Here is a 23,252-nt window from a genome sequence, read left to right on the forward strand (position 1 = left end):
CTGTCATTTTTATTTTTTTATGATAAACTAGTGTGAGTTAACATGTGTTTAACCGAATTTTGAGTAGGAGGTAGCAATATGTCTAGGTCTTCAAACAAGGAAGATTATTTAAAAGCAATTTATGAAAACGACGGCATTGATACGTTTGTATCTAACAAGGCTCTTTCCACACATCTTAAAGTCTCACCTGCTTCTGTTAGTGAAATGGTTGAAAAACTTCAAAAAGATGGTCTCATTGAATATAAACCTTATACCGGGGCAAAACTTACGGAGGATGGTTTAAAGCAAACGATTATGATTATTCGTAACCACCGTATTATTGAGACATTTTTATTTGATAAACTAGGTTATTCATTACCTGATTTACATCACTTATCAGAAGAGTTGGAACATGTTAAAGATTCTGTGTTTTTTGAGCGACTATATAATTTTTTAAACCAACCCGAAAACTGCCCTCATGGTGGTATTATCCCAACGGAAACACATTTTAGAGAACCTGCTACTATTCCATTAACTGACTTTGAAAAAGGACAAAATGTTGTCATTAAGCGTGTTATGGATGATGTGTCGATCTTAACTTTTTTAGATTCCATTAACTTATCTATTGGTGATACAATTCATATCAATCAAGTAGATGATTTCAATGAGTTAATTATCTTTTCAATTAATGATAATAACACACCTCATCACATCAGCTTTAAGCAAGCACAAATCATTTTTTCAAATAAATAAAAGACCGTCTATCAAAAAATTTAAGCTTTTTTGATAGACGGTCTTTTTAATATATTCTGTTGTTATTTATACGTCATCTTCTTTGTTTTCTTTTATTAATTGATTCACCATATTATGTCTCAATTCAGATAATTCAATCTCTTTTTCCTTTAATTGAGCTTCTAAATCTTTGATTTGATAGTGACTATTAGCATCCATGTGAGCTGTTTCATCTTGAGTGTGGTGATGTATTTTTGCTTCTAACTCTTTAATCGCTCGATTTTTTTTCCATATACTACTTGTTGTTCCAATTAAAGCAATTAAAGCCCCTACTATGACAGATATGATGATGATTAGTACTAAAGGAACTCTTTTTTCAGCAAAAATAAAATTAATGTTAACAGGTTGGGCATTAATCACTGCAAACAACACTACTACAAATAATAAAATCAACATAATAATTAACTTTGTTGTATTTTTCATCATGACCTCCACTTTACTTTTTATTAAATAAACTACCTGCTAAATAATCACCTAATTTAGGAAATAAATGATAGCCTATACTTCCCATTTCCATTATGAAAGGCGTATTTATCTCACGCTTACTTTTTCCATAAATACTCACTATTTTTCTAGCTAGATATGCAGGTTCTATCGCCATTTTTCCAATGTTTTCTAAATAATTGCCTGTTGGATCTGCTGTTTCAAAAAAATTAGTTTTAATTGGCCCTGGATTAATCGTTGTAACTTTTATCCCTAAAGGTTTCACTTCCAAGCGAAGAGCATTGGAGAAACCAATCACAGCAAACTTACTAGCAGAATAAACACTAGATTTTGGTGTTGCCATTTTCCCAGCTTGAGAAGCAATATTAATAATGTGTCCTGAACCTACTTTTGCCATCATTAAAGCTATATGCTGTGTTAAGGTCATTAAGCCTAATACATTAACAGACATCATTTTTTTCATATCTTCATAAGACATATCTAAAAAGTTAGTAAATAAACCTACTCCAGCATTGTTCACTAAAATATCAACATGACAGACTGTCTCTTTTACTACAGCTATGGCCTTCATCACACTATCATAATTTGAAATATCCAAAGAAATAACATATACAGGCTGTTTTGACAAACTATGACAAACATCTGCCACTCTTTGCAATTTATTTATATTCCTAGCACACAACACTAAAGTAGCTTGTTTCTTAGCTGATTCATAGGCAATCTCTTCACCTAAACCACTAGAAGCTCCAGTGATTAAGACAACTTTTCCTAATAATTTAGCAGACATACACTAACTAACCTCTTTCTCATTTTTTCAACGGAATATCAAATGTATCAAAATCTTTTACAATCTTACTATTTGGAAAAATAGTTTGAGCTTCTTCTTCTAGCTCTAAAGCTTGTCTACCTAAATATCTTGCACTAATATGAGTTAAAAATAATTGATCCACTTCTGATTTATAAGCAACAGAAGCTGCTTGTAAACTGGTAGAATGATAATAACTTTTAGCCATTTTACTTTCACTACCACCAAAAGTGCTCTCATGAACTAACACGTTAGCATGTTTTGACAACACAAAGCAATTAGGGTGAAGTCTAGTATCACCAAGTATAGTCACTACACGGCCCTTAATGGTATCTCCTACAAAATCTTTCCCATCAATCACACGACCATCAGCTAAAGTTACCACTTGACCACTTTTGATATCTTTATAAATTGGGCCTGGCGGTATTCCTTCTGCTTTTAATTTTTCAACATTTAATTCACCAATATGATCCTTTTCTACAACTCGGTAACCAAAGCACTCTATTCTATGATCTAAGTGCTCACAGTAAACACTAAATGTTTGATCATCAAAAATCAAACCTGTTTCGGTTATTTCATAATAGTTAATTGGGTATTTTAAATGCGTACCTGACACTTTTAAACTCATTTCTAAAAAATCCTTAATGCCTTTTGGACCATATATATCTAAAGCATCTTCCCCACCTTGAAATGAGCGACTACTAACTAAACCAGGTAAACCTAGTATATGATCACCATGTGAATGAGTAATAAATATCTTTGTGATTTTTCTTGGTCGAATGGTTGTTTCTAATATCTGTTGTTGAGTTCCTTCACCACAATCAAATAACCAGACTTCATTTCGCTCGTCTAGTAATTTTAATGCGATGCTTGTAACGTTTCTTTGTTTAGATGGTACGCCTGCACCTGTTCCTAAAAATTGTAATTCCATGATTTTCCTACTTTTCTTTTTATCTTTGTCTCTTTCATCTATCTTACTATCTGTTAATGGTCTAAACAAGTTATTTTAGACAAAATAAGGCATCAAACACTTAAAGTCAGCAAATGATTATAGCGTTTGATGCCTTATGATGACGTTTTATAGAGTATGACGTAGCTTAGTCAACAAATTCAAAGACAAAATCTTTAATTCTAACTAAATCTCCATCTTTAGCTCCCATAGTTCTAAGTGTTTCATCTACACCCATACCACGTAGTTGACGAGCAAATTTCATTGTACTTTCCTCACGGTCAAAGTTAGTCATTGTAAACAGTTTTTCTAACTTATCACCTGATAAGACCCAAGTAGAATCATCATCTCTGGCAACTGTGAATTCTGGTCCTTCTTCTTGGAAGATGTAGCTAACAACATCTTCTTCCTCTTCTTCCACATACATCGGAAACTCAGGTGTTACTTCTAAAAGATCTGCTGTTGCATTTAACAAAGGATCTAAGCCTTGCTTAGTAATACCTGATACTGGGAAGATTGGTGCATCTTCATCCCACTCGTTATCTTTTAATTTTGCTAACTCTTCTTTAAAGATTTTTAAATTTTCCTCTGAGTCTGGCATATCCATTTTATTGGCTACAATAATTTGTGGACGCTCCATAAGTCTTAAGTCATAGGATTCTAACTCTTTATTGATTAACATGTAGTCCTCAAAAGGATCGCGACCTTCCATACCACTCATATCAATCACATGTAAAATAACCCTAGTCCGCTCAATATGACGTAAAAATTGAGTACCAAGTCCAACTCCTTCTGAAGCTCCTTCAATTAGGCCAGGTAAATCTGCCATAACAAAACTTCTACCATCAGTTGTTGTGACCATTCCTAAATTAGGGACAATAGTCGTAAAATGATAAGCACCAATTTTAGGTCTTGCTTGAGAGACAACTGATAATAATGTTGATTTACCTACTGAAGGGAAACCAACTAAACCTACATCAGCTAAAACTTTAAGTTCTAATTCAAGTTTTCTATCTTGTCCTGGTTCTCCGTTTTCTGAAATTTCTGGTGCTGGATTTCTAGGTGTTGCAAAACGAATATTTCCACGCCCACCACGTCCACCTTTAGCTACTAAAAGGGTTTGTCCATTTTCTAATAAATCACCTAAAATTTTTCCAGTTTCTTTATCTTTAACAGTTGTTCCTGGTGGGACACTAACATAAGTATCTTCTGCACCACGTCCGTGCATCCCCTTACTCATACCATGCTCACCTGGACTAGCTTTAAATCGGCGGTTAAATCTAAAATCCATTAAGGTACGTAATCCTTCATCGACGATTAGGAAAATATCTCCACCACGTCCACCATCTCCACCAGCTGGGCCACCATCTGGTACATATTTCTCTCTTCTAAAAGCTACCATGCCATCTCCACCGTTGCCGGCTTTAACATCAATGGTTACTTGATCTAAAAACATGGACATATTGCCCACCTCTTTTCTATATAAGTCTTCCCCTTATTGTATCTGTTAGTGTTTTATTTGTCTACCAACTTCTATTTTCTTCTATTTTCTTTTCTATCTATCCTAAAGCTTTGCTAAAATTCAGTTTCTATCTTACTTTTTTTATTGGCAACTGTTTTGAAGTCTGTTAGTATGATACTGATGTGACACATAAATGAATTTGATACGGAGGAATACAACTCAAATGAAAAAAAATAAATGGTTATTAATCTCAACAACACTACTGCTTTCAGTAACTCTTTTAGGTGCTTGTGGTTCTGATAAAAAAGCAAGTGATCAAACCAACAAATCTTCTGAAAAAACAGAACAAACAACAAAAACAGATGACTCAACTAAAAATAGTGAAGACAAGACTAAAAAAGAAGATATTAATAGTCTTGAGCTACCCCAGTTAAGTCAAGATGTAGCTGATAACGAAGCCTTAGTTGAAATGGTTACAACTGAAGGTTCAATGAAAATCAAATTATTCCCAAGTATCGCGCCAAAAGCAAGCGAAAACTTTTTAACTCATGCAAAAGATGGGTATTATGATGGGCTTATCTTCCACCGTGTTATTGAAAACTTCATGATTCAAGGTGGGGACCCTAATGGATCTGGTACTGGTGGTGAAAGTATTTGGGGAGAACCATTTGAAGATGAGTTTTCTAATCAACTTTATAATATAAAAGGTGCTTTATCTATGGCAAACTCCGGACCAAATACAAATGGAAGTCAATTCTTTATTGTACAAAATAATGATGACATGTCAGATGGGTTACTTAGTGAAGATGTTCCTAGTAAGATGATTGATGCTTACAAAAAAGGTGGCACTCCTCATTTAGATGGTCGCCATACTGTTTTTGGACAAGTTATTGATGGCATGGATGTGGTTGATAAAATTGCTAGTGTCAAAGTTGGAGAAGCTGATAAACCTGTCAAAGATGTGAAGATTGAAAAGATCAATATTTTACAAGAAGCAAAAAAATAAGACAGCTTGACCTCTGAACAATTTATTCAGGGGTCTTTTCATGCTTATAAGTTAAAATTTTATAAGATTTTATAAAAGAAGTGTCTTAGATGACACCTTTCTTATAAACTTTGTGTATGATGTGAATGGATGATTCACAAATTAATACACATACATATAGACGCCAAAAATTGGCTATGATTAAGATAAAATGAGGACGACATAATGATACATCAACAAAAAGGAAACGGAGTGGCTAATGGTAAAATTATTTTACTAGGTGAGCATTCTGTTGTTTATGGTAAGCCGTCAATTGCTTTGCCTTTTCAAGCTGTAACAACTCAAACGCTTGTCACAACGTCACAAGAAAAAACAGAAATTCATTGCGACTTTTACCACGGTTTAATCGATGATTTACCTGAGCTGTTGGAGAGCTTGAGGGAGGTCGTTAGATTATGTTTAGTAACACTTAATCAAGAATCAACACCTATTAATATTACGATTGATAGTCAAATTCCTGCAGAGCGTGGTATGGGTTCCAGTGCTGCTGTTGCTGTGGCAACAACAAGAGCTATTTTTGATTTTTTTAAATCCCCTCTAACAGATGAGCTGTTATTAGAAATTGTTGGTATTTCTGAAAAAATTGCTCATGGTAATCCTAGCGGGCTAGATGCTCTCATGACAAGCGGTCACCGTAGCGTTTGCTTTATTAAAAACCAACCACCTAGAGACATTGAGTTAAACCTTAGTGCTTTTTTAGTCGTGGCTGATACTGGAATAACTGGGCAGACTAAAGAGGCTGTGAGTAGTCTTTCTAAAAAATTAGAGACTTGTGAGACAGGGTACTTTCAAGATATAATAGATAAGTTAGGTCATTTAACCTATGATGGTTTATCTTACTTACAACATAACCAACCTGAAAAATTAGGTCAAGTCATGAACCAAACTCATAATTTATTGAAAGAGTTAGATATTTCTAGTCCTGAATTAGACATATTAGTTAACTCAGCACTTGATCATAATGCTCTAGGTGCTAAGTTAACAGGTGGTGGACGTGGTGGTTGCATGATTGCCCTAGCAAAAAATAAAGATGATGCCAAAAACATTGCACAAGAACTTAAACATGCTGGAGCAAAACAAACTTGGCTCTATGAAATGAGTGAATAAATTGAAAAAAATAGGTAGATGCCGGGCACATACTAATATTGCCTTAATTAAATACTGGGGCAAGAGAAATGAAGCCTTATTTTTACCCATGAATAGTAGTCTCTCACTAACCTTAGATGCTTTTTTTACAGATACTCAAGTAAAAATTGATCCAAATGCCACAGAAGATGTCTTCTTCTTAAATGGTAAAAAACAGTCGGTTGAAGAGACACAAAAAATGTCTAAATTTCTAGACTTATTTAGAAAAGAAGCTGATATACAAGATAATATGATCATTACTAGCTTTAATCATGTTCCAACAGCAGCTGGGCTTGCCTCTTCAGCTTCTGCTTATGCTGCCTTAAGTGGTGCTTTAAACCAAGCTCTAGAATTAGACTTAGATACTAAAACACTATCTACTTTTGCAAGACGTGGTAGTGGTAGTGCAACAAGAAGTTTATATGGTGGCTTTGTTGAGTGGCAAATGGGCGTAGAAAATGATTCGACTTCAAGTTATGCTATACCTGTTGATGATGCCTCTTGGGATATTGGTATGATTGTCATCGCAGTCAATACTAGTAAGAAAAAACTCTCAAGTCGCAAGGGAATGAAAGAAACAGTAGCTACTTCCCCTTTTTACCCGGCTTGGGTTAATAGTGCAGCAGTTGATTTAAAAGAAATAAAACAAGCCATTAAAGAAAAAGACTTTATCCGTCTAGGAGAGATTACTGAATCTAATGGAATGAAGATGCATGGTAGCATGCTAGGCGCAACCCCTCCCATTTCCTACTGGGAACCAGATAGTGTTAGAGCTATTCAAAAAGTAAAGGAAATTAGAGAAAACGGGATTCCGTGCTATATCACGATGGATGCTGGACCTAATGTTAAGGTACTCTGTCAACAATCAGACATGCCTAATATTATGAAACAGTTACGCCACGATTTTGATGAGAGTAAAATCATCCCGTCTAAAGTTGGTTCAGGATTGACTTATTTGACTGAGGACGATTGGGATTATTAAAAGGAGAGATATTTTTGATAAAAGCAAGTGCACCAGGGAAACTTTATATTGCTGGAGAATACGCTGTGTTAGAACCAGGACAACCTGCTCTAATCGTAGCACTCGATCAATTTATAACAGTTACTCTGAAACAAGCTGATAAACAAGGTAGTATATGCTCACGTTATTCAAATGGGATATCCATTCCTTGGACAAGGCGTAATGGTAAATTTTACATGGACCAACGCGATAACCCATTTTCATATATTGCCAGTTCTGTAAGTATTGTTGAAACGTACCTAAAAGAATTAGGTTATACTTTAAAATATTTTGATCTAACTATTGAAAGTGAATTGGATAATAAAGATGGACGTAAATACGGCTTAGGTTCAAGCGGGGCTGTTACTATAGCAACGATTAAAGCGATTTTAAAATTTTATGACATAGAATATACCGCTGAATTACTTTATAAATTAGCCGCCATCACCCACCTATCTTTAAATAGTAATGGCTCTTTTGGTGACTTAGCTGCAAGCTCTTATGAAGGCTGGATTGCTTATTCATGCTTTGAGCGTGACTGGTTGATTAATCACTTAACACATCATACTTTGACATTTACAGAATTATTAGAAGAAACATGGCCAAAACTAATGATTGAACCTCTTGAATCCCCTGAGGATTTACGCTTATTAATTGGCTGGACAGGCTCTCCTGCTTCTACGACACTCTTAGTTGATAGTATGCAAGACGAGCAAGATGAAATGAATGGTTTTTACCGAGAATTTTTAACTAAGAGTCATGCTTGTGTCTCTAATTTAATTGCAGCTTTTAAAGATGGTAACATTCGAGACGTTCAAGAAGGTATTCGTTTAAATCGCTCTTTGTTACAATCTCTAGCAAATAAAAGTGGTGTTGATATTGAAACACAGGCCTTAAGAGATCTTTGTCAAATTGCTGAAGATGCTCATGGGGCGGCTAAATCTTCTGGTGCTGGTGGTGGTGATTGTGGTATTGTCATCTTTAAGCAGGAAGAAGAAATTTTACCTATGGTGTCTGCTTGGGAGAAGAAAGGTATTATGAATTTACCTCTACAAGTTTATAAAACACCAGATATTTCTCACAAAGCTATTACTGGAGACCTATAGTTATGACAACATCATGGAATAGAAAAGATCAGCACATTCACTATGCACAAATGCAATATGACACACCTCGTTTCAATGGATTTGAGGGGATGAGATTTATCCACCAATCCCTATCTCAAACAAAAGTTAGTGACATATCGCTTAATACCTCTATTGCTGATTTAAATCTTGACACTCCTTTTTTTATTAATGCAATGACAGGTGGGAGTGATAAAGCTAAAGTGATTAATGAAAACTTAGCTTATGTTGCTAAAGAGACAAAACTTGCCATGGCTCTTGGTTCAATCAGTATTGCTTTAACACAACCTGATTTACAAAATAGCTTTCGTATTGTGAGGAAAGTCAATCCAGATGGTATTATTTTTGCAAATCTTGGTGCCCACCATTCCCTAGATAATGCAAAAAAAGTTGTTGACTTAGTCGAAGCTAATGCCTTACAACTTCATTTAAATACTCCACAAGAACTTGTCATGCCAGAAGGTGACCGTGATTTTACTATGTGGTTGAAAAATATTGAACATATCACGACTAACCTTGATGTGCCTGTTATTGTTAAAGAAGTCGGCTTTGGTATGGCAAAAGAGACTATGACAAAACTCACTGAGGTGGGTGTTTCAATCATTGATGTAGCTGGTAGAGGGGGCACTAATTTTATCCAAATTGAAAATGAACGCCGTGAGGAAAAGGAATATAATTATCTTATGGATTGGGGACAAACAACGGTAGAGTCTTTACTAGAAGCACAACCATTTTTATATAATACTACTATTATTTCATCTGGTGGTATTAAAACTCCTTTAGATATGCTAAAATCTTTTGGATTAGGTGCTTCAGCCGTTGGTATTTCAGGAGAGTTTTTAAATTTGATTTTAACTAAAGGAAATGCTGCTACTATTCAACAAGTTCAACAGTGGAAAGAAGAATTAACTTTCTTAATGACTATGATAGGTGCTAAACAGATATCTGATATTAAAGATAAACCTTTTATATTAAATCAAGAATTAACACATTGGTGTCAAGAACGGAATATCCCAATTCATAAAAAAAGAGGCTGATGTCAATTATCAGCCTCTTTGTTATTTATACTGTTAAACTCTAATATACGCATAACCTTCATGTTGTAATTCTGCTAGTCTTAAAACTCCAGATGGCACTGCTTGAATTAATTTTGGCAATTCATCCTGTGTCATGTGCTGATGCGCCATTGCAAACTGACAGCTATTAAAATGGACTCCAAAATCTGTAGATAAGACAACTATCTTATCCATATGATGATCCATCTTATAACCTTGAACAGCAGCACCATTAGCTACAACTTCAACTTTTTTGACTTTACCTTCACCTTTTTTTAATAAATTAGAAACATTCGTTAATACAGTTTGCCATTTGTTTAAATCGTGGATATGAAATACGACTTTCATACTCTCTCTCCTTTTACATAGATTGGGGAACGGTAATAATCTTGTGGATCCTTTGATCCTGTTATAAGATTGTATACTTCCCCAACTTTAATATCTAACGACGCACTCTCTTCATTTTTTCTATCTATCTTAGTAATAATAGGATAAAGACACTGCTTTTTCTCTTGTCTTAAATAAGACCTACCCATATCATTAAATCCTAGTACTCTAATATATGGATTTTCCTTATTTTTTTTAATATTTTCAAGACTAATGTGATTTAAAATGTAAGTAGCTAATCGTTGAATTCTAGTCCAAGTATAGCGTTTTGTCTTAACTAACTCAACAAATTGAGAAAAACTTATTGCTTTTTTAGCACAATCCTTGATTCGGTATTCTATCCCTTCAGTCATCTGATAAATATTAGCTAATTCTTGATAAGAAAGAGTTAGGATAGCATATTTTAAATAAGGCCAAGCTACATCCCAACTAGCTAAACGTGATGTTGATAACTGATGATAGGTATGAGGTGAAATACTTGATTTTATTTCATTTATTCTTTTAGTATCCTCTAACATAATTTTTCTAATACTAGTGGCGCTAGAAAATTCAGTTTTATTCACTGTTTCATCATGGTAGCCTGAGCCTTGACGCTTAATTGGAAATAAAGTCATCGGTTGCTTATACTTAGCATTTTCCTTTGCATAACTCATACCTAATATATGATTAGGAGATGAAAAATCTAAGGGCCAATTCGGTATAATTTCTCTATATATTGTAGTCATTTGCTGGGGATAACTCATACCATTATTTTTCATCTCTTGATATCTTTGATTGATTTGTGACTCATATATCTTATGAGTCAAACCAAAAGTAGCATAATCAAGTTTTTCCTTACTATCTGTTCCAAAACATAGAAAGTCTACATTTAAAGCTTGTAAAATTTGAATACTACCATGAGCAAAATAATCAGCTGATTGAACAGCACTTGCAAAAGGCAATTCTATTACTAAATCAGCTCCTGCTAAAAGAGCAATCTCAGCTCGTTTCCACTTATCTAAAATAGCAGGTTCACCTCGTTGTAAAAAATTCCCACTCATAACTGCTACTAAACAATCAGCTTGTGTCTCTTCTCTTGCTTTTTTTATATGGTAGAGATGCCCGTTATGTAATGGGTTGTATTCTACAATTAAACCACAACTAGATAGACTCATCTTCTCTCTCCTCTTCATCATATGACAAAAAAACGAGGGAGCTGGGATAGCCTTCCTCGTTCCAATAATGTCATACCATTATTTCTCACAAACAAAAAACCAACGTGTTGATGAATCTGTCGGTGGAGTATCAGTAAAGTCAGAAAATAATTTGACTTGTTTAAATCTTACTTTTTGTAATAAATCTTTATATGTCTCGATAGAATAAGTACGCTCTTCATGTAATTCATCGAAACGTTTGAATGTGTCTTTTCCTTCTGGAATAAAAAATGTTAAAAAATGTTCCACACTATAAGGGACACTTCCTGGATAACTCTCCCATAAAAAAGCAAACTCATCTGTCTGGTAATGATAACTATACTCACTAAATACTTCCTCAATTTGATAGATCGAATGTACGTCAAAAATAAAGATTCCCTCAGGTTTCAAGGCTTTATAAACTTCTTTAAATACACGTGCTACTGCCTGCTCATCAGGCATATAACATAAAGAATCAGAGTAGCATGTTACGACATCAAACTCATCTTGTTTTTTTAAATCTAACATATCCCCTACTTCAAATCTTAGACACTCATCATCAACATAGCGACGTTCATTAGCTAGTTTTATCATATCCTCAGATAAATCTACTCCTGTCACATCTAGTCCAATATTAGCTAGTTCAACAGATAATATGCCTGTTCCACAAGCTAACTCTAATACTGACTTAGCTTCAGGCCTAATATGTCTTGTTGTAAACATTAACCAATCTTCATAAGTTGAGCTATCCATTACCTCGTCATAAATTCGGGCAAATGTTCGGTAATTTGTCATTACTCCACAACCATATTATCAATATTTACAAGAGGAGCATCTGACCATAATTTTTCTAAGTTATAAAATTCACGCTCTTCACCGTAGAATACGTGACAAATCACATCACCTAAATCAATTAATACCCACTTTGCCGACTCTTTACCTTCAACACGTTTCACAACTAACTCGTGTTTGTATGCTTCATCTACAATTTCTTTTGCAATTGCTAAAACTTGTTTGTCACTATTACCATGACAGATAATAAAATAATCTGCTAATAATGATACTTTTGAAACATCTAAAGCAACAATATCCTCTGCTCTTTTATCATCTGCAGCTTTTACTGCCATTTCTAAAATTTGTTGACTATTAATAATGAATTCCTCCTAATTGTTAACTACCCAAGTATTATACGTTTCAATAGATTTTGGGTAAATTCTTTGTTTTCTTTTTAATAAATAATTTAAAGTTTGATAAGCTTCAAATTTAACTGCTTCATCTAAGTCAATTTCAGATAACTTTCTTGCCTCATCAACACCAGGGAAATCACGTCCCTCTTCGATATAATCAGCCACATAAATTAATTTAGACAACTCACTCATATTAGCAGCTCCTGTTGTATGAAGCCTCACAGCATCAAGTATATCTTGATCCGTAATACCAAGCTCTTCCTCGATAATATAAGCACCAACAATACCATGCCAGATAGGATTCCCATACTCTAATAATTCTTTGGAAAAATCTTGAGATTTAATGAGCTTAATCATCTCACCATCATCTCTTTCTTTGGCATAATCATGGACTAAAGCTGCAATACTAGCTTGTTCAAGGTTAACATGATAACGTCTTGCTAATTCCAAAGCCTTTTTTTCTACACGTAAAACATGCTGAAATCTATGATTTGACATCTGGTTAGCTACTTTTTCAAGCAACTCATCTCTTGAAATCATGATGTACTTATCTGTATAAATTATTGCCTCATTCATAACCATACAATCCTTTTTTATGTATATAGTCTACCACATTATCAGGTAAAAGGTACTTAATAGAACTGTTTTTTGATATTTTTTTACGAATCATACTTGAGCTGATATCAATTAGCGGAGCATCTACCCAAATAAGTGGATAAGGTGACTTTTCAGTATGTCCATTACGTTTTACTGCGACAAATTGGACCATATCTACTAATTCATCAATGTTATACCACTTAGGTAAGTACTCCACCATATCGGCTCCAATAATAAAATAATAATCAACATCTGGGTGAATTTCTTTTAAGTAGCTGATTGTATCATAAGTGTAACTCTTACCTTCACGGTTAATCTCTGTTAATTCAATACCTAAATGCTCATGAGTTTCAACTGCTAATTTTAACATCTCCACCCTATCACTTGCTTCAATTACTCGCTTTTCATCTACATGAGGTGATTTAAATGTTGGCATTAGGTAACATTCATCTAAACACAACTGGTCAAATACTTGGTCAGCCATGATTAAATGTCCCATATGCACAGGATTAAAACCACCACCTAATAAACCAACTCGCTTTTTTTTCTTTTGAATTGGTAAAGTCTTCGGACTCGTTTTTGTTTTGACAAATGATTGTTTTTTCATATCTGACGACCGTCCTTAAATTCGGTTAACTTGATATGAAATTTTTTGAAATTTTTCTTTTGATGATGGACGGTATACAACTAAAATACGGCCAATCTTTTGGACAACTATACAATTTAACTCTTCTTCTAGTCGCCACGAAACATCTTCCATGTCCTCATCTGTATTTTGTAAAAACGTCACTTTAATCAGTTCACGTCTTTCTAATAAATCATCAATTTGCTCATACACATTAGCTGTTAAACCATGTTTTCCTATTTGTACGACTGGATCTAGATGATGTGCTTCACTTCTTAAAAATCGTTTTTGTTTACCTCTTAATGTCATTTAATTTCCTTCTTTCTTATATGAGAGATTTCCTAATTGTCACATCTACGCCTTTAGGTGCCCAACCTGCCACAACACAAGCTTTAGGAATAGTCACCCAACCAAGACCTGCAAAAACTAAATCTGTTTTTTCTTTAATTGAAAATTCAAAACGAGCAAGTTCTGGAAAGTCAGCTACTTCGTCTTCACGTGGTGGTTGTAAAAGTCCTCCCACATGCTTGTCATAAAATTCTGTTGCACCCTCTAGTTTTGTACGGTGTAGATCTAAATCATTTGAGGCATAAACAATAAAGCCCATCTTTTCAGATTTAATGACATCAAATCTAGCAAGTCCACCTAAAAATAAAGTTTGTTCTTCATTTAATTGGTATACTTTTGGCTTGATTTCTTTTTTAGGAGAGACAAGTTTTAAATCCTTTTTCCCTAGATAATGAGCCATTTGATGACGGTGAATAATTCCTGGCGTATCAATCAAACAAGTCCCATCTTCAAAAGGAATTTCAATTAAATCAAGAGTTGTTCCAGGAAACTGGGATGTTGTGATCACATCTTCAACACCAGCTGATTGTCTAATGATCTCATTAATTAATGTCGATTTTCCTACATTCGTTACACCAACTACATAAACATCACGCCCGTCACGGTACTCATCGATTAATTCTAGTAATTCTTGAATATCGTTTTTTTTCTTCGCACTTGTTAGTGTAACATCTATTGGACGTAAACCTGCTTCATGACTACGCTCTTTCATCCACTGAATCAAGCGACCTTTTTTAAGGGATTTTGGTAAAATATCAGCTTTATTTCCAACAAGTAAAACTGGGTTATCCCCAACAAAGCGATGCAAACCAGGAATTAAACTTCCACTAAAATCAAAAATGTCGACCACATTTACAATTAAAGCATCTTTTGTGCCAATCGTATTTAGTAAAGCTAAAAAGTCACCATCTGTCATAGCCACATCTTGTATATCATTATAGTGTCTCAGTCTAAAACAGCGCTGACAATATAATTCCCCTGATTCAATCCCTTTTTCTAAAGCCGATTTTGGTGTGTAACCAATTCCTTCTTTATCCGTTGTTTGAATAGTAGACCCACAACCTATACATTTATATTCTTCAGTCATTTAATGATGTCCTCCATTTCATATCAGAATGATGTTGCAATAAATAGTTCATAATATATTTTTCTCTTGTTCGATTAAACTTTGTATTCCACGCATCTGACTCTACAATAGGTTTAACTAAAACAGTTTTAATCCCTGCTTTATTTGCACCTTTGATATCTGTCATCAGCTGATCTCCAACCATAATTAAATTACCTTTTGGAATATTATATTTCTTCTCAACTTCCTTAAAGCCTTTTTGGAATGGTTTCATAGCACGTGATACATAGTCTAACCCTAAGTGACTGACAACACGGTCAATTCGTGAGGCTTTATTATTTGAAACAACAATGACAGGAATATTAGCTTCTTTCATAGACTTAATCCATGCAAGTAATTCTGGGGTACCATCTGGATTATTCCAAGCAATTAATGTGTTATCTAAATCTGTTAATACAGCCTTGATACCATGAGCTTTTAATTGTTCTGGAGTAATATCATAAATTTTATCAATCATCCACGTTGGTTTATATTCTAAAAACATATCTTCTTCCTCTCATAAAAAAATAGGAGTCCATACGCACTCCTTTAGCACTTATCATTATACGCTACTTTTGTCAATATTTCACCTGTAATGAAAAAACTCTTTGAAAATCATTCCAAAGAGTTTAAAGGATTCTTATTTAATTCCCACACGTTCAAAAATATCATCCACATGTTTTAAATGGTAATTATAATCAAACGCATCATCAATATCTTCTTTTGTTAAAACAGACATGATTTTCTCATCTGCTTCTAAAAGTGGTCTAAACTGAACTTGATCATCCCAAGCAGTTGCTGTTTTGGGTTGAACTAAATCATAAGCCTCTTCTCTAGACATGCCTTTATCAATCAATTTAAGTAAAACACGTTGGCTATAAATTAAGCCGTATGTTGAGTCCATATTACGTTTCATATTTTCAGGGAAGACTGTTAATTCTTTAACTAATTTACTAAAGCGAGTCAACATGTAATCAAGTAAAATCGTTGAATCAGGAATAATAATACGCTCAGCTGAAGAGTGTGAAATATCACGCTCGTGCCATAAAGAAACATCTTCATAAGCTGTCACAACATGACCTCGTAGTACTCTAGCCAGACCTGTTACATTTTCTGAACCAATTGGGTTACGTTTGTGCGGCATAGCTGATGAACCTTTTTGTCCTTTTGCAAAGTATTCTTCAACTTCACGTGTTTCTGATTTTTGTAAGCCTCTAATTTCTGTAGCAAATTTCTCAATACTTGTGGCAATTAAAGCAATCGTTGCTACATACTCAGCATGTAGATCACGAGGTAAGACTTGCGTTGAGATATCTTGGGCACGTAATCCTAAATGCTCACATACATAGGCTTCTACTGCAGGTGGTGTATTGGCAAACGTTCCAACTGCACCGCTGATTTTACCAGCTTCAACACCTTTAGCTGCATGTTCAAATCGCTCTTTATTACGGCTCATCTCTGAATACCATAAAGCAAGTTTTAAACCAAATGTTGTAGGCTCCGCATGTACCCCGTGAGTTCTTCCCATCATCACAGTATCTTTGTATTCTAAAGCTTTTTCACGAATCACTTCTAAGAAAACTTCAATATCAGCTCTTAAAATGTCATTGGCTTGTTTTAAGAGGTATCCATAAGCTGTATCAACAACATCTGTACTTGTTAAACCGTAGTGAACCCATTTTTTCTCTTCTCCTAAGCTCTCAGAAACAGCTCTTGTAAAAGCCACGACATCATGACGTGTTTCTTCTTCGATTTCTAAAATGCGCGCCACATCAAAACTAGCATTTTCTCTAATTTTAATAGTATCTTCTTTAGGAATATCTCCCAATTCACTCCAAGCCTCTGCAGCTAAAATCTCAACTTCAAGCCAAGCTTTGTATTTATTTTCATCTGACCAAATACGGCCCATATCTTCTCTTGTATAACGTTCTATCATTGTTTTATCCCCTTTAATCCTTAGATAATTCTAAATAATTTTTTTCTAATTCTTCCACATATTTGTCATATGTTTTATTGTATAACTGATGACTCTCTTCACTATAAAAAGTACGTTTATAATCAGATAATAAATACGTTTTAAGAGGTGTCACAAGGCTCACACCACCAAACGTTGGCTCTCCGTAGACTGATTGAATCACATTGCGACCAAAAATATCAGATGCCATCATAGTTAAGATATCATTTTGAAAAAAACCACCACTAATAGTTATTTCTCTGGAATCTAATGCTACTAACTCACTAATATAGCGTAAATTATAAAAAATACCCTCGACAACGCTTCTAATAAAGTGATTTTTAGTGTGACACATTGTAAGTCCAGTAAATGAACCGTTAATATCTTGTTGAATGGAAGGTGTTCTTTCTCCAGATAAATAAGGGAAAAATAATAACCCGTCACTTCCAATATTAGTTTGATCAAGTAATTGATTTAAATGCTTAAATATCGAATGCCCGTCATAAAACGTCTTATCTGCCCAAGTCATAATTTGTCCACCATTATTACTGGCTGCACCAATCACCCAATAGTTTTCATTTAAATAATAACAAAAAGTTTGGCCTAAATCATCTAGTTCAATCTCTTTTGATAGTTTTCTAACAGCTGCACTGGTACCTATAGTGAGTGTATTTAGCGTCCCATTTGCCACGTAACTAGCATAACTAGCTAAACAACCATCACTTGCCCCAATAAAAACTGGAATGCCTTCTTTTAAAAATAATTCTTCAGCTACATGATCTAAAAGCGGTGCGTAATAATCAGTATCAACTAATCTTGACAACTGATGACGCTTAACATCTATCATCTCAAGTATCTCTTCATCCCACTGCTTGTCATGAATATTAAACAAACCAGTTGCTGAGGCGATAGAATAATCTAGTACCCATTCTCCTGTGAATTCATTCATTAGATAATCCTTTAAACTCACCCATTTTCTAACATCCTGAAACCAAGGTTTTCTTTGAAAAGACCCGATTTTAGCAAAAGGTGACATTTCATGAATCGGCGTCCCAGTTTTTTTATACACACTTAAATAATCTTCATCGCGTTTGAAACTCTCGATAAATTCTTGTCCTTGTCTATCTTGCCAAATATATAGTTCATCTTCACTATTATTATCAAAAACCGGCATGATACTATGCATAGCAGTACTAAGTACCACAGAATCAATTTGATAACCTTTTTGTGTTAAAGACCTGATGCCTCGTTTTATCTTATTCCAAATACGCTCAGGACTTTGATAAACCCTACCATCGTCTTCTCGGTACGTATCAATCGGTATACTTAACTTATCAAGTAAATTCTCTTTTTCAAACACATGTAACTTTATGTTTGTGGTTCCCACATCAATTGCTAATGGATACATCACACGACCACCTTTTATATTTATAACTATATTTTACCACCCTTTGATGACTTTTCTAGCCCCTTCGTTATTTTCTCATAAAAAAAGGGTCTATAATAAATCGTGTTGATGGATAGTTTCCATTAATACGATTTTTTGTTTTTAAATACAAAAAGGAACATCCAAACATGATAAAATAAAGTCGACAAAAACCAAATTATTAGGAGGATGTTCCCATGGATAATCATACTAGAAAATTACTTAATTTAACAGACAAATCTATTATTTTTGAAAAAGATTGGTTAACTGAGGCTACTATTAGAGGTAGACGCTCAAATATAATAAGGGGAAGACTAACGTCTCCAGACAGAATATGCCCCTCTTGTCATCAGAATACGTGTGTTAAAAATGGTACTTATACTACTAAAACACAACTACCAGAGTTTAATAGGGTCACAACTTATTTAGAACTTAAAAGAGAACGATATCTATGTAAAGAATGTCATACAACATTCAGTGCTGATACTGCGTTAGTCGATGACTATTGTCATATATCGAAAACATTAAAGTATCAAATCGCCTTAGATTTGAAAGAAGATCGTTCAAGAAAAGAGATCGCTAGATTCCATCATGTTTCTGATAACACGGTACAACGTGTTTTATACGACTTTACCAACCACTGTCTAACCAACTTTCAACATCTACCAAAAGTACTATGTGTCGATGAATTTAAATCAACTAAGTCATGTCAATCTGGTATGAGCTTTATTTGTGCTGATGCTGAAAGTAAAAAGATTATTGATATTTTACCAGATAGACGTCTCTTCTCTCTTATTAAGTACTTCCTGAAATACTCCAGAAAAGAGCGGTTAAAAGTGAAGTTTCTCGTCATGGATATGAATGCCAACTACGGTGGCCTTCTTAAAACTGTATTTCCACATGCAGAGATTGTGACAGATAGATTCCATATCATTCAGCATATCAATCGTTCTTTTAATCAACTAAGAATAAAAGAAATGAATCAATTAAAACGTTATGATAATGAAGAAGCAAAACAATACCGGAGAATAAAAAAATATTGGAAACTATTTTTAAAAGACTCTAGTCAATTAAGTGCCACTACATATAGTAATTATCCTCTTTTCAATAAAAGTATGACACAAGTTGGTGTCATTGAAGAACTTCTTTCCTATAACTCAACTATAAAAATCGCATATGATTATATACAAGAGTTAAAATATGCTTATGAAACAAAGGATTCAGACTTATTTTTAGAATTAACTCATTCTATCTCTAATGAGCTTCCTAAGGAATTTAAAGCCAAATTCAAAACATTCCAAACCTTCAGGCAAGGTGTTACCAATGCTTTAAATTATTCTTATTCAAATGGTTTTTTAGAAGGAATTAACAACCGAATCAAAGCTATCAAACGAACAGCCTATGGTTACCGAAATTTCTTAACTTTTAAGCGACGGATTTTCCTTATTCAAGGTCAATCATTTCAATTTAATTAAAAAGAAGAAGGAGGAAAAATCCCCCTTCTTCTAATGCCCTTATTTTATCAATTTTTAAATATCAACACGATTTGACGAAGAGCCTAAAAAAACTATTAGATATCCCATTTACAGATACCTAATAGCTTTAACTTATTTGCTTAAAATAGTTTCATAAATAGTGGCAAAATCTTGATAGATATCTGATAAACTAACTTCTTCTTCAGTACCTGTTGTCATATTCTTAACACGAACAACTTGGTTTTCAAGTTCAGTTCCACCAATAATTAACGCTACTTTAGCACCTAGTTTATCAGCTGATTTAAACTGAGCTTTTAGTTTTCTATTCAAGAAATCACGCTCAGCTGATAAGTTGTTATCACGAGCTAGTTGAGTTAGTTTTAGGCTTTGTACATTGGTTTCTTCTCCGATACCTATCACGTACACATCAACTTCTGGTTTACTTGGTATCTCAATACCTTCTGCATCCATAGTAATTAAAATACGCTCCATACCTAGAGCAAAACCAAAACCAGCATTATGCGTATCAGGTCCACCAAACTCAGCTACTAAACCATCGTAACGACCACCAGCACAAATGGTTGTAATAGCACCTTTAAATCCAGGAGCATCACTCATAATTTCAAAGACTGTATGATTGTAGTAATCTAATCCACGTACCATACGGTGATCAATCTCATACGCCACACCTAGAGCATCTAGTAGCGATTTAACTTCCTCAAAGAAAGCTCCAGATTCTTCATCTAGGTAATCTAAAATAGATGGCGCATTTTCAACAATAACCTTATCTTTTTTATCTTTACTATCTAAAACACGTAAAGGGTTAGACTCTAAACGACGTTTTGAATCATCACTTAACTCTTGTTTTAGCGGCTCCAAATAATCAATTAAAGCTTGGCGGTATGCTTTTCTATTTTCTCTTGTCCCAAGTGAGTTAATAACTAGTTTTGTATGAGTTACCCCAAGAGACTTAAAGAAATCAAGTGCTAAAAGAATTCCTTCAGCATCTGTAGCTGGATTTTGACTCCCGATAACCTCAACACCTAATTGATGGAATTGACGATATCTTCCTGCTTGCTGACGTTCATAACGAAACATTGGTCCGAAATAGTAGCCTTTAAATGGATTTTGATGTTCTGGACCAAATAATTTGTTTTCCACATAAGAACGAACAAGTGGTGCTGTGCCTTCTGGTCTAAGTGTGATATGACGATTTCCTTTATCTGTAAAATCATACATCTCTTTAGTCACAATATCTGTAGACTCCCCCACTGCTCTAGTAATCACTTCAATATGCTCAAACATTGGCGTTCTTATTTCATGGAAATCATATTTTTCTAAAATATTTCTAGCTGTTGTTTCCACAAATTGCCATTTTTTGGTTTCTTTTGGCAAGATGTCATTGGTGCCCTTTGGTTTTTGATATTTCATGCTTGTCTACCTCTCTTTATTAACTCTACTTATCATATGTCTTCACTTATTATTTCTCAAGTCTTTTTAAAAAAGACCTGTAATATTTCCTTCATTATCAATATCAATATTTTCTGCTGCTGGTGTTTTTGGTAACCCTGGCATTGTCATGATATTACCTGTAAGAGCGACAATAAATCCTGCTCCTGCTGATACTTTTAATTCTCTAATAGTGACAATAAAATCTTTTGGAGCCCCCATTAAAGCTGGATTGTCAGATAATGAGTATTGAGTTTTAGCCATACAAATTGGTAAATCTCCAAACCCTAATTCTTCTAATTGTTTGATATCTTTTCTTGCCTTAGCAGTTAACTCAATTCCTGCTCCACCATAAATTTTTTGAACAATTTTCGTCAATTTTTCTTCAATAGTGTCTGTCAATTCATAAGTAAAAGATAACTCTGATGGAGTCTTAGCTAATTCGATAACTTTTCTAGCTAAATCCTCACCACCCTTGCCACCTTTAGCCCAAACATCAGATAACTCAACTGGAATATCTAACTTCTCACAAGCCTCATGAATAACTTGTAACTCTTTTTTTGTATCAAGTGGGAATTTATTAATTGCTACAACAACTGGTAAACCGTAAACTTCACGAATCGTTTCTATGTGTTTCACTAAATTAGTTAGACCCTTCTCAACAGCTTCGCCATTTTCAATTTCTAGTTCATTTTTAGCTACCCCGCCATGCATCTTAAGCGCACGGACTGTTGCAACAAGTACGACAACGTCAGGTTTAACGCCTCCTAAGCGACATTTTATATCAATAAATTTCTCAGCACCTAAATCTGCCCCAAACCCTGCTTCTGTGACTACATAATCAGCATATTTTAAAGCAAGTTTTGTTGCAATCACACTATTACAACCGTGGGCAATATTTGCAAATGGCCCACCGTGAACTAGAGCTGGTGTTTTTTCAAGCGTTTGAACTAAGTTTGGATGAATCGCATCTTTAAGTAGCACAGACATGGCACCTTCTGCTTTTAAATCCCCAGCGGTCACTGCCTTATCATCATAATTATAAGCCACAACAATAGCTTTTAATCTTTCTTTTAAATCACTCATATTATCTGCTAAACAAAGAATAGCCATGATTTCTGAAGCTACTGTTATATCAAACCCGTCTTCTCTTGGCACTCCGTTTGTTTTCCCATTTAAACCGTCAACAATATAACGTAGTTGACGATCATTCATATCAACCACACGTTTCCAAGTAATTTGACGCGTGTCAATGTTTAGATCATTACCATGATGAATATGATTATCTAACATAGCTGCAAGTAAATTATTAGCTGCACTAATAGCATGAAAATCTCCTGTAAAATGCAAATTAATGTCTTCCATCGGCACAACTTGAGCATAACCCCCACCAGCTGCGCCACCCTTCATTCCAAAAACTGGTCCAAGAGATGGCTCACGTAGAGCTAACATTGTTTTCTCGCCTAAGCTAGATAAACCATCAGCTAAACCAACTGATGTCGTTGTTTTTCCTTCACCAGCTGGTGTTGGGTTAATTGCTGTCACAAGAATTAATTTTCCATCTTTTTCTTCACTTAATTCTTCAATTTGGGATGCATCTAATTTTGCTTTATAATTTCCATACAGAGTTATATCCTCTTGTGTTAAACCAAATGAGGCTACAACTTCTTTAATAGGTGCCATCTCGATTGAATTCGCAATACCAATATCTGTTAGATGTGTCATTAAAAAACATCCCTTCATATCT

General features: G+C 34.5%; 24 protein-coding genes. 7 read left to right on the forward strand and 17 right to left on the reverse strand.

Annotated elements, in window-relative coordinates; genetic code table 11:
* Positions 1–78 precede the first annotated feature (78 nt).
* Complete coding sequence (locus VSF34_RS07355) at positions 79–732, forward strand: metal-dependent transcriptional regulator (protein ID WP_326716691.1); 654 nt, start codon at positions 79–81, stop codon at positions 730–732.
* A 66-nt stretch (positions 733–798) separates the two neighbouring features.
* On the opposite strand, the gene VSF34_RS07360 is transcribed toward VSF34_RS07355, so the two are convergent.
* From VSF34_RS07360 to obgE, 4 genes are all read right to left on the reverse strand, one after another.
* Positions 799–1,197, reverse strand: a complete 399-nt coding sequence (locus tag VSF34_RS07360) for a LapA family protein (RefSeq protein WP_326716692.1) — start codon at positions 1,195–1,197, stop codon at positions 799–801.
* Positions 1,198–1,207: 10 nt separating this feature from the next.
* Positions 1,208–2,002: an SDR family NAD(P)-dependent oxidoreductase gene (locus tag VSF34_RS07365; protein WP_326716693.1), complete on the reverse strand. Its 795-nt coding sequence runs from the start codon at positions 2,000–2,002 to the stop codon at positions 1,208–1,210.
* Between the two features lie 19 nt (positions 2,003–2,021).
* Complete coding sequence (gene rnz / locus VSF34_RS07370; RefSeq protein WP_326716694.1) at positions 2,022–2,951, reverse strand: ribonuclease Z; 930 nt, start codon at positions 2,949–2,951, stop codon at positions 2,022–2,024.
* 166 nt (positions 2,952–3,117) lie between these two features.
* Entirely contained in the window at positions 3,118–4,431 is a 1,314-nt protein-coding gene (gene obgE, locus VSF34_RS07375) for a GTPase ObgE (protein ID WP_326716695.1), read from the reverse strand.
* Between the two features lie 223 nt (positions 4,432–4,654).
* Here obgE and VSF34_RS07380 point away from each other — a divergent pair, with 223 nt between their 5' ends.
* The 5 genes from VSF34_RS07380 (at position 4,655) to fni (ending at position 9,762) form a co-directional block, all read left to right on the forward strand.
* Positions 4,655–5,437: a peptidylprolyl isomerase gene (locus VSF34_RS07380; RefSeq protein WP_326716696.1), complete on the forward strand. Its 783-nt coding sequence runs from the start codon at positions 4,655–4,657 to the stop codon at positions 5,435–5,437.
* Between the two features lie 204 nt (positions 5,438–5,641).
* Positions 5,642–6,583, forward strand: coding sequence for a mevalonate kinase (gene mvk, locus VSF34_RS07385; protein ID WP_326716697.1), 942 nt, complete (start codon positions 5,642–5,644; stop codon positions 6,581–6,583).
* Between the two features lies 1 nt (position 6,584).
* Positions 6,585–7,583: a diphosphomevalonate decarboxylase gene (gene mvaD / locus VSF34_RS07390; RefSeq protein ID WP_326718046.1), complete on the forward strand. Its 999-nt coding sequence runs from the start codon at positions 6,585–6,587 to the stop codon at positions 7,581–7,583.
* A 14-nt stretch (positions 7,584–7,597) separates the two neighbouring features.
* Entirely contained in the window at positions 7,598–8,707 is a 1,110-nt protein-coding gene (locus VSF34_RS07395) for a phosphomevalonate kinase (RefSeq protein ID WP_326716698.1), read from the forward strand.
* A gap of 2 nt (positions 8,708–8,709) precedes the next feature.
* Positions 8,710–9,762: a type 2 isopentenyl-diphosphate Delta-isomerase gene (gene fni / locus VSF34_RS07400; RefSeq protein ID WP_326716699.1), complete on the forward strand. Its 1,053-nt coding sequence runs from the start codon at positions 8,710–8,712 to the stop codon at positions 9,760–9,762.
* 33 nt (positions 9,763–9,795) lie between these two features.
* Here the strand turns inward: fni and VSF34_RS07405 are convergent, their stop codons facing one another.
* The 11 genes from VSF34_RS07405 to VSF34_RS07455 form a co-directional block, all read right to left on the reverse strand.
* Positions 9,796–10,128, reverse strand: coding sequence for a DsrE family protein (locus VSF34_RS07405; protein ID WP_326716700.1), 333 nt, complete (start codon positions 10,126–10,128; stop codon positions 9,796–9,798).
* Positions 10,125–11,321 (reverse strand): nucleotidyltransferase, encoded by a 1,197-nt coding sequence (locus VSF34_RS07410; protein ID WP_326716701.1) that lies wholly within the window; start codon positions 11,319–11,321, stop codon positions 10,125–10,127. Before VSF34_RS07410 ends, VSF34_RS07405 begins: the two co-directional genes overlap by 4 nt.
* 78 nt (positions 11,322–11,399) lie before the next feature.
* Positions 11,400–12,134 (reverse strand): class I SAM-dependent DNA methyltransferase, encoded by a 735-nt coding sequence (locus VSF34_RS07415; RefSeq protein WP_326716702.1) that lies wholly within the window; start codon positions 12,132–12,134, stop codon positions 11,400–11,402.
* Positions 12,134–12,475 carry a ribosome silencing factor gene (gene rsfS, locus VSF34_RS07420; protein WP_326718047.1) on the reverse strand — a complete coding sequence of 114 codons (342 nt, stop codon included), beginning with the start codon at positions 12,473–12,475 and terminating at the stop codon, positions 12,134–12,136. The genes VSF34_RS07415 and rsfS overlap by 1 nt, the downstream gene beginning before the upstream one ends.
* Positions 12,476–12,502: 27 nt before the next feature.
* A complete protein-coding gene (gene yqeK / locus VSF34_RS07425; RefSeq protein WP_326718048.1) occupies positions 12,503–13,090 on the reverse strand; it encodes a bis(5'-nucleosyl)-tetraphosphatase (symmetrical) YqeK in 588 nt (195 codons plus the stop codon).
* 4 nt (positions 13,091–13,094) lie between these two features.
* Positions 13,095–13,730: a nicotinate-nucleotide adenylyltransferase gene (locus VSF34_RS07430; protein ID WP_326716703.1), complete on the reverse strand. Its 636-nt coding sequence runs from the start codon at positions 13,728–13,730 to the stop codon at positions 13,095–13,097.
* A 15-nt stretch (positions 13,731–13,745) separates the two neighbouring features.
* The gene (yhbY, locus tag VSF34_RS07435; RefSeq protein WP_326716704.1) at positions 13,746–14,057 is read right to left on the reverse strand and encodes a ribosome assembly RNA-binding protein YhbY; all 312 of its coding nucleotides are present in this window, start codon (positions 14,055–14,057) and stop codon (positions 13,746–13,748) included.
* Between the two features lie 16 nt (positions 14,058–14,073).
* Positions 14,074–15,183, reverse strand: a complete 1,110-nt coding sequence (yqeH, locus tag VSF34_RS07440; protein WP_326716705.1) for a ribosome biogenesis GTPase YqeH — start codon at positions 15,181–15,183, stop codon at positions 14,074–14,076.
* On the reverse strand, positions 15,176–15,706 hold the full coding sequence (locus VSF34_RS07445) for a YqeG family HAD IIIA-type phosphatase (RefSeq protein WP_326716706.1): 531 nt from the start codon (positions 15,704–15,706) through the stop codon (positions 15,176–15,178). Before VSF34_RS07445 ends, yqeH begins: the two co-directional genes overlap by 8 nt.
* A gap of 135 nt (positions 15,707–15,841) precedes the next feature.
* Positions 15,842–17,137, reverse strand: coding sequence for an adenylosuccinate lyase (gene purB / locus VSF34_RS07450; RefSeq protein ID WP_326716707.1), 1,296 nt, complete (start codon positions 17,135–17,137; stop codon positions 15,842–15,844).
* Between the two features lie 13 nt (positions 17,138–17,150).
* The gene (locus VSF34_RS07455) at positions 17,151–18,563 is read right to left on the reverse strand and encodes a gluconokinase (protein ID WP_326716708.1); all 1,413 of its coding nucleotides are present in this window, start codon (positions 18,561–18,563) and stop codon (positions 17,151–17,153) included.
* Between the two features lie 215 nt (positions 18,564–18,778).
* On the opposite strand from VSF34_RS07455, the gene VSF34_RS07460 reads away from it, so the two are divergent.
* On the forward strand, positions 18,779–20,056 hold the full coding sequence (locus VSF34_RS07460) for an ISL3 family transposase (RefSeq protein WP_326716709.1): 1,278 nt from the start codon (positions 18,779–18,781) through the stop codon (positions 20,054–20,056).
* Positions 20,057–20,188: 132 nt separating this feature from the next.
* Here VSF34_RS07460 and hisS read toward each other — a convergent pair whose 3' ends face one another.
* Both hisS and VSF34_RS07470 read right to left on the reverse strand, forming a co-directional pair.
* Positions 20,189–21,487: a histidine--tRNA ligase gene (gene hisS, locus VSF34_RS07465; protein WP_326716710.1), complete on the reverse strand. Its 1,299-nt coding sequence runs from the start codon at positions 21,485–21,487 to the stop codon at positions 20,189–20,191.
* Between the two features lie 66 nt (positions 21,488–21,553).
* Positions 21,554–23,230, reverse strand: a complete 1,677-nt coding sequence (locus VSF34_RS07470) for a formate--tetrahydrofolate ligase (protein ID WP_326718049.1) — start codon at positions 23,228–23,230, stop codon at positions 21,554–21,556.
* Positions 23,231–23,252: the final 22 nt, after the last annotated feature.

It is taken from the genome of Vagococcus jeotgali (genome assembly GCF_035918315.1).
Lineage (GTDB): Bacteria > Bacillota > Bacilli > Lactobacillales > Vagococcaceae > Vagococcus > Vagococcus jeotgali.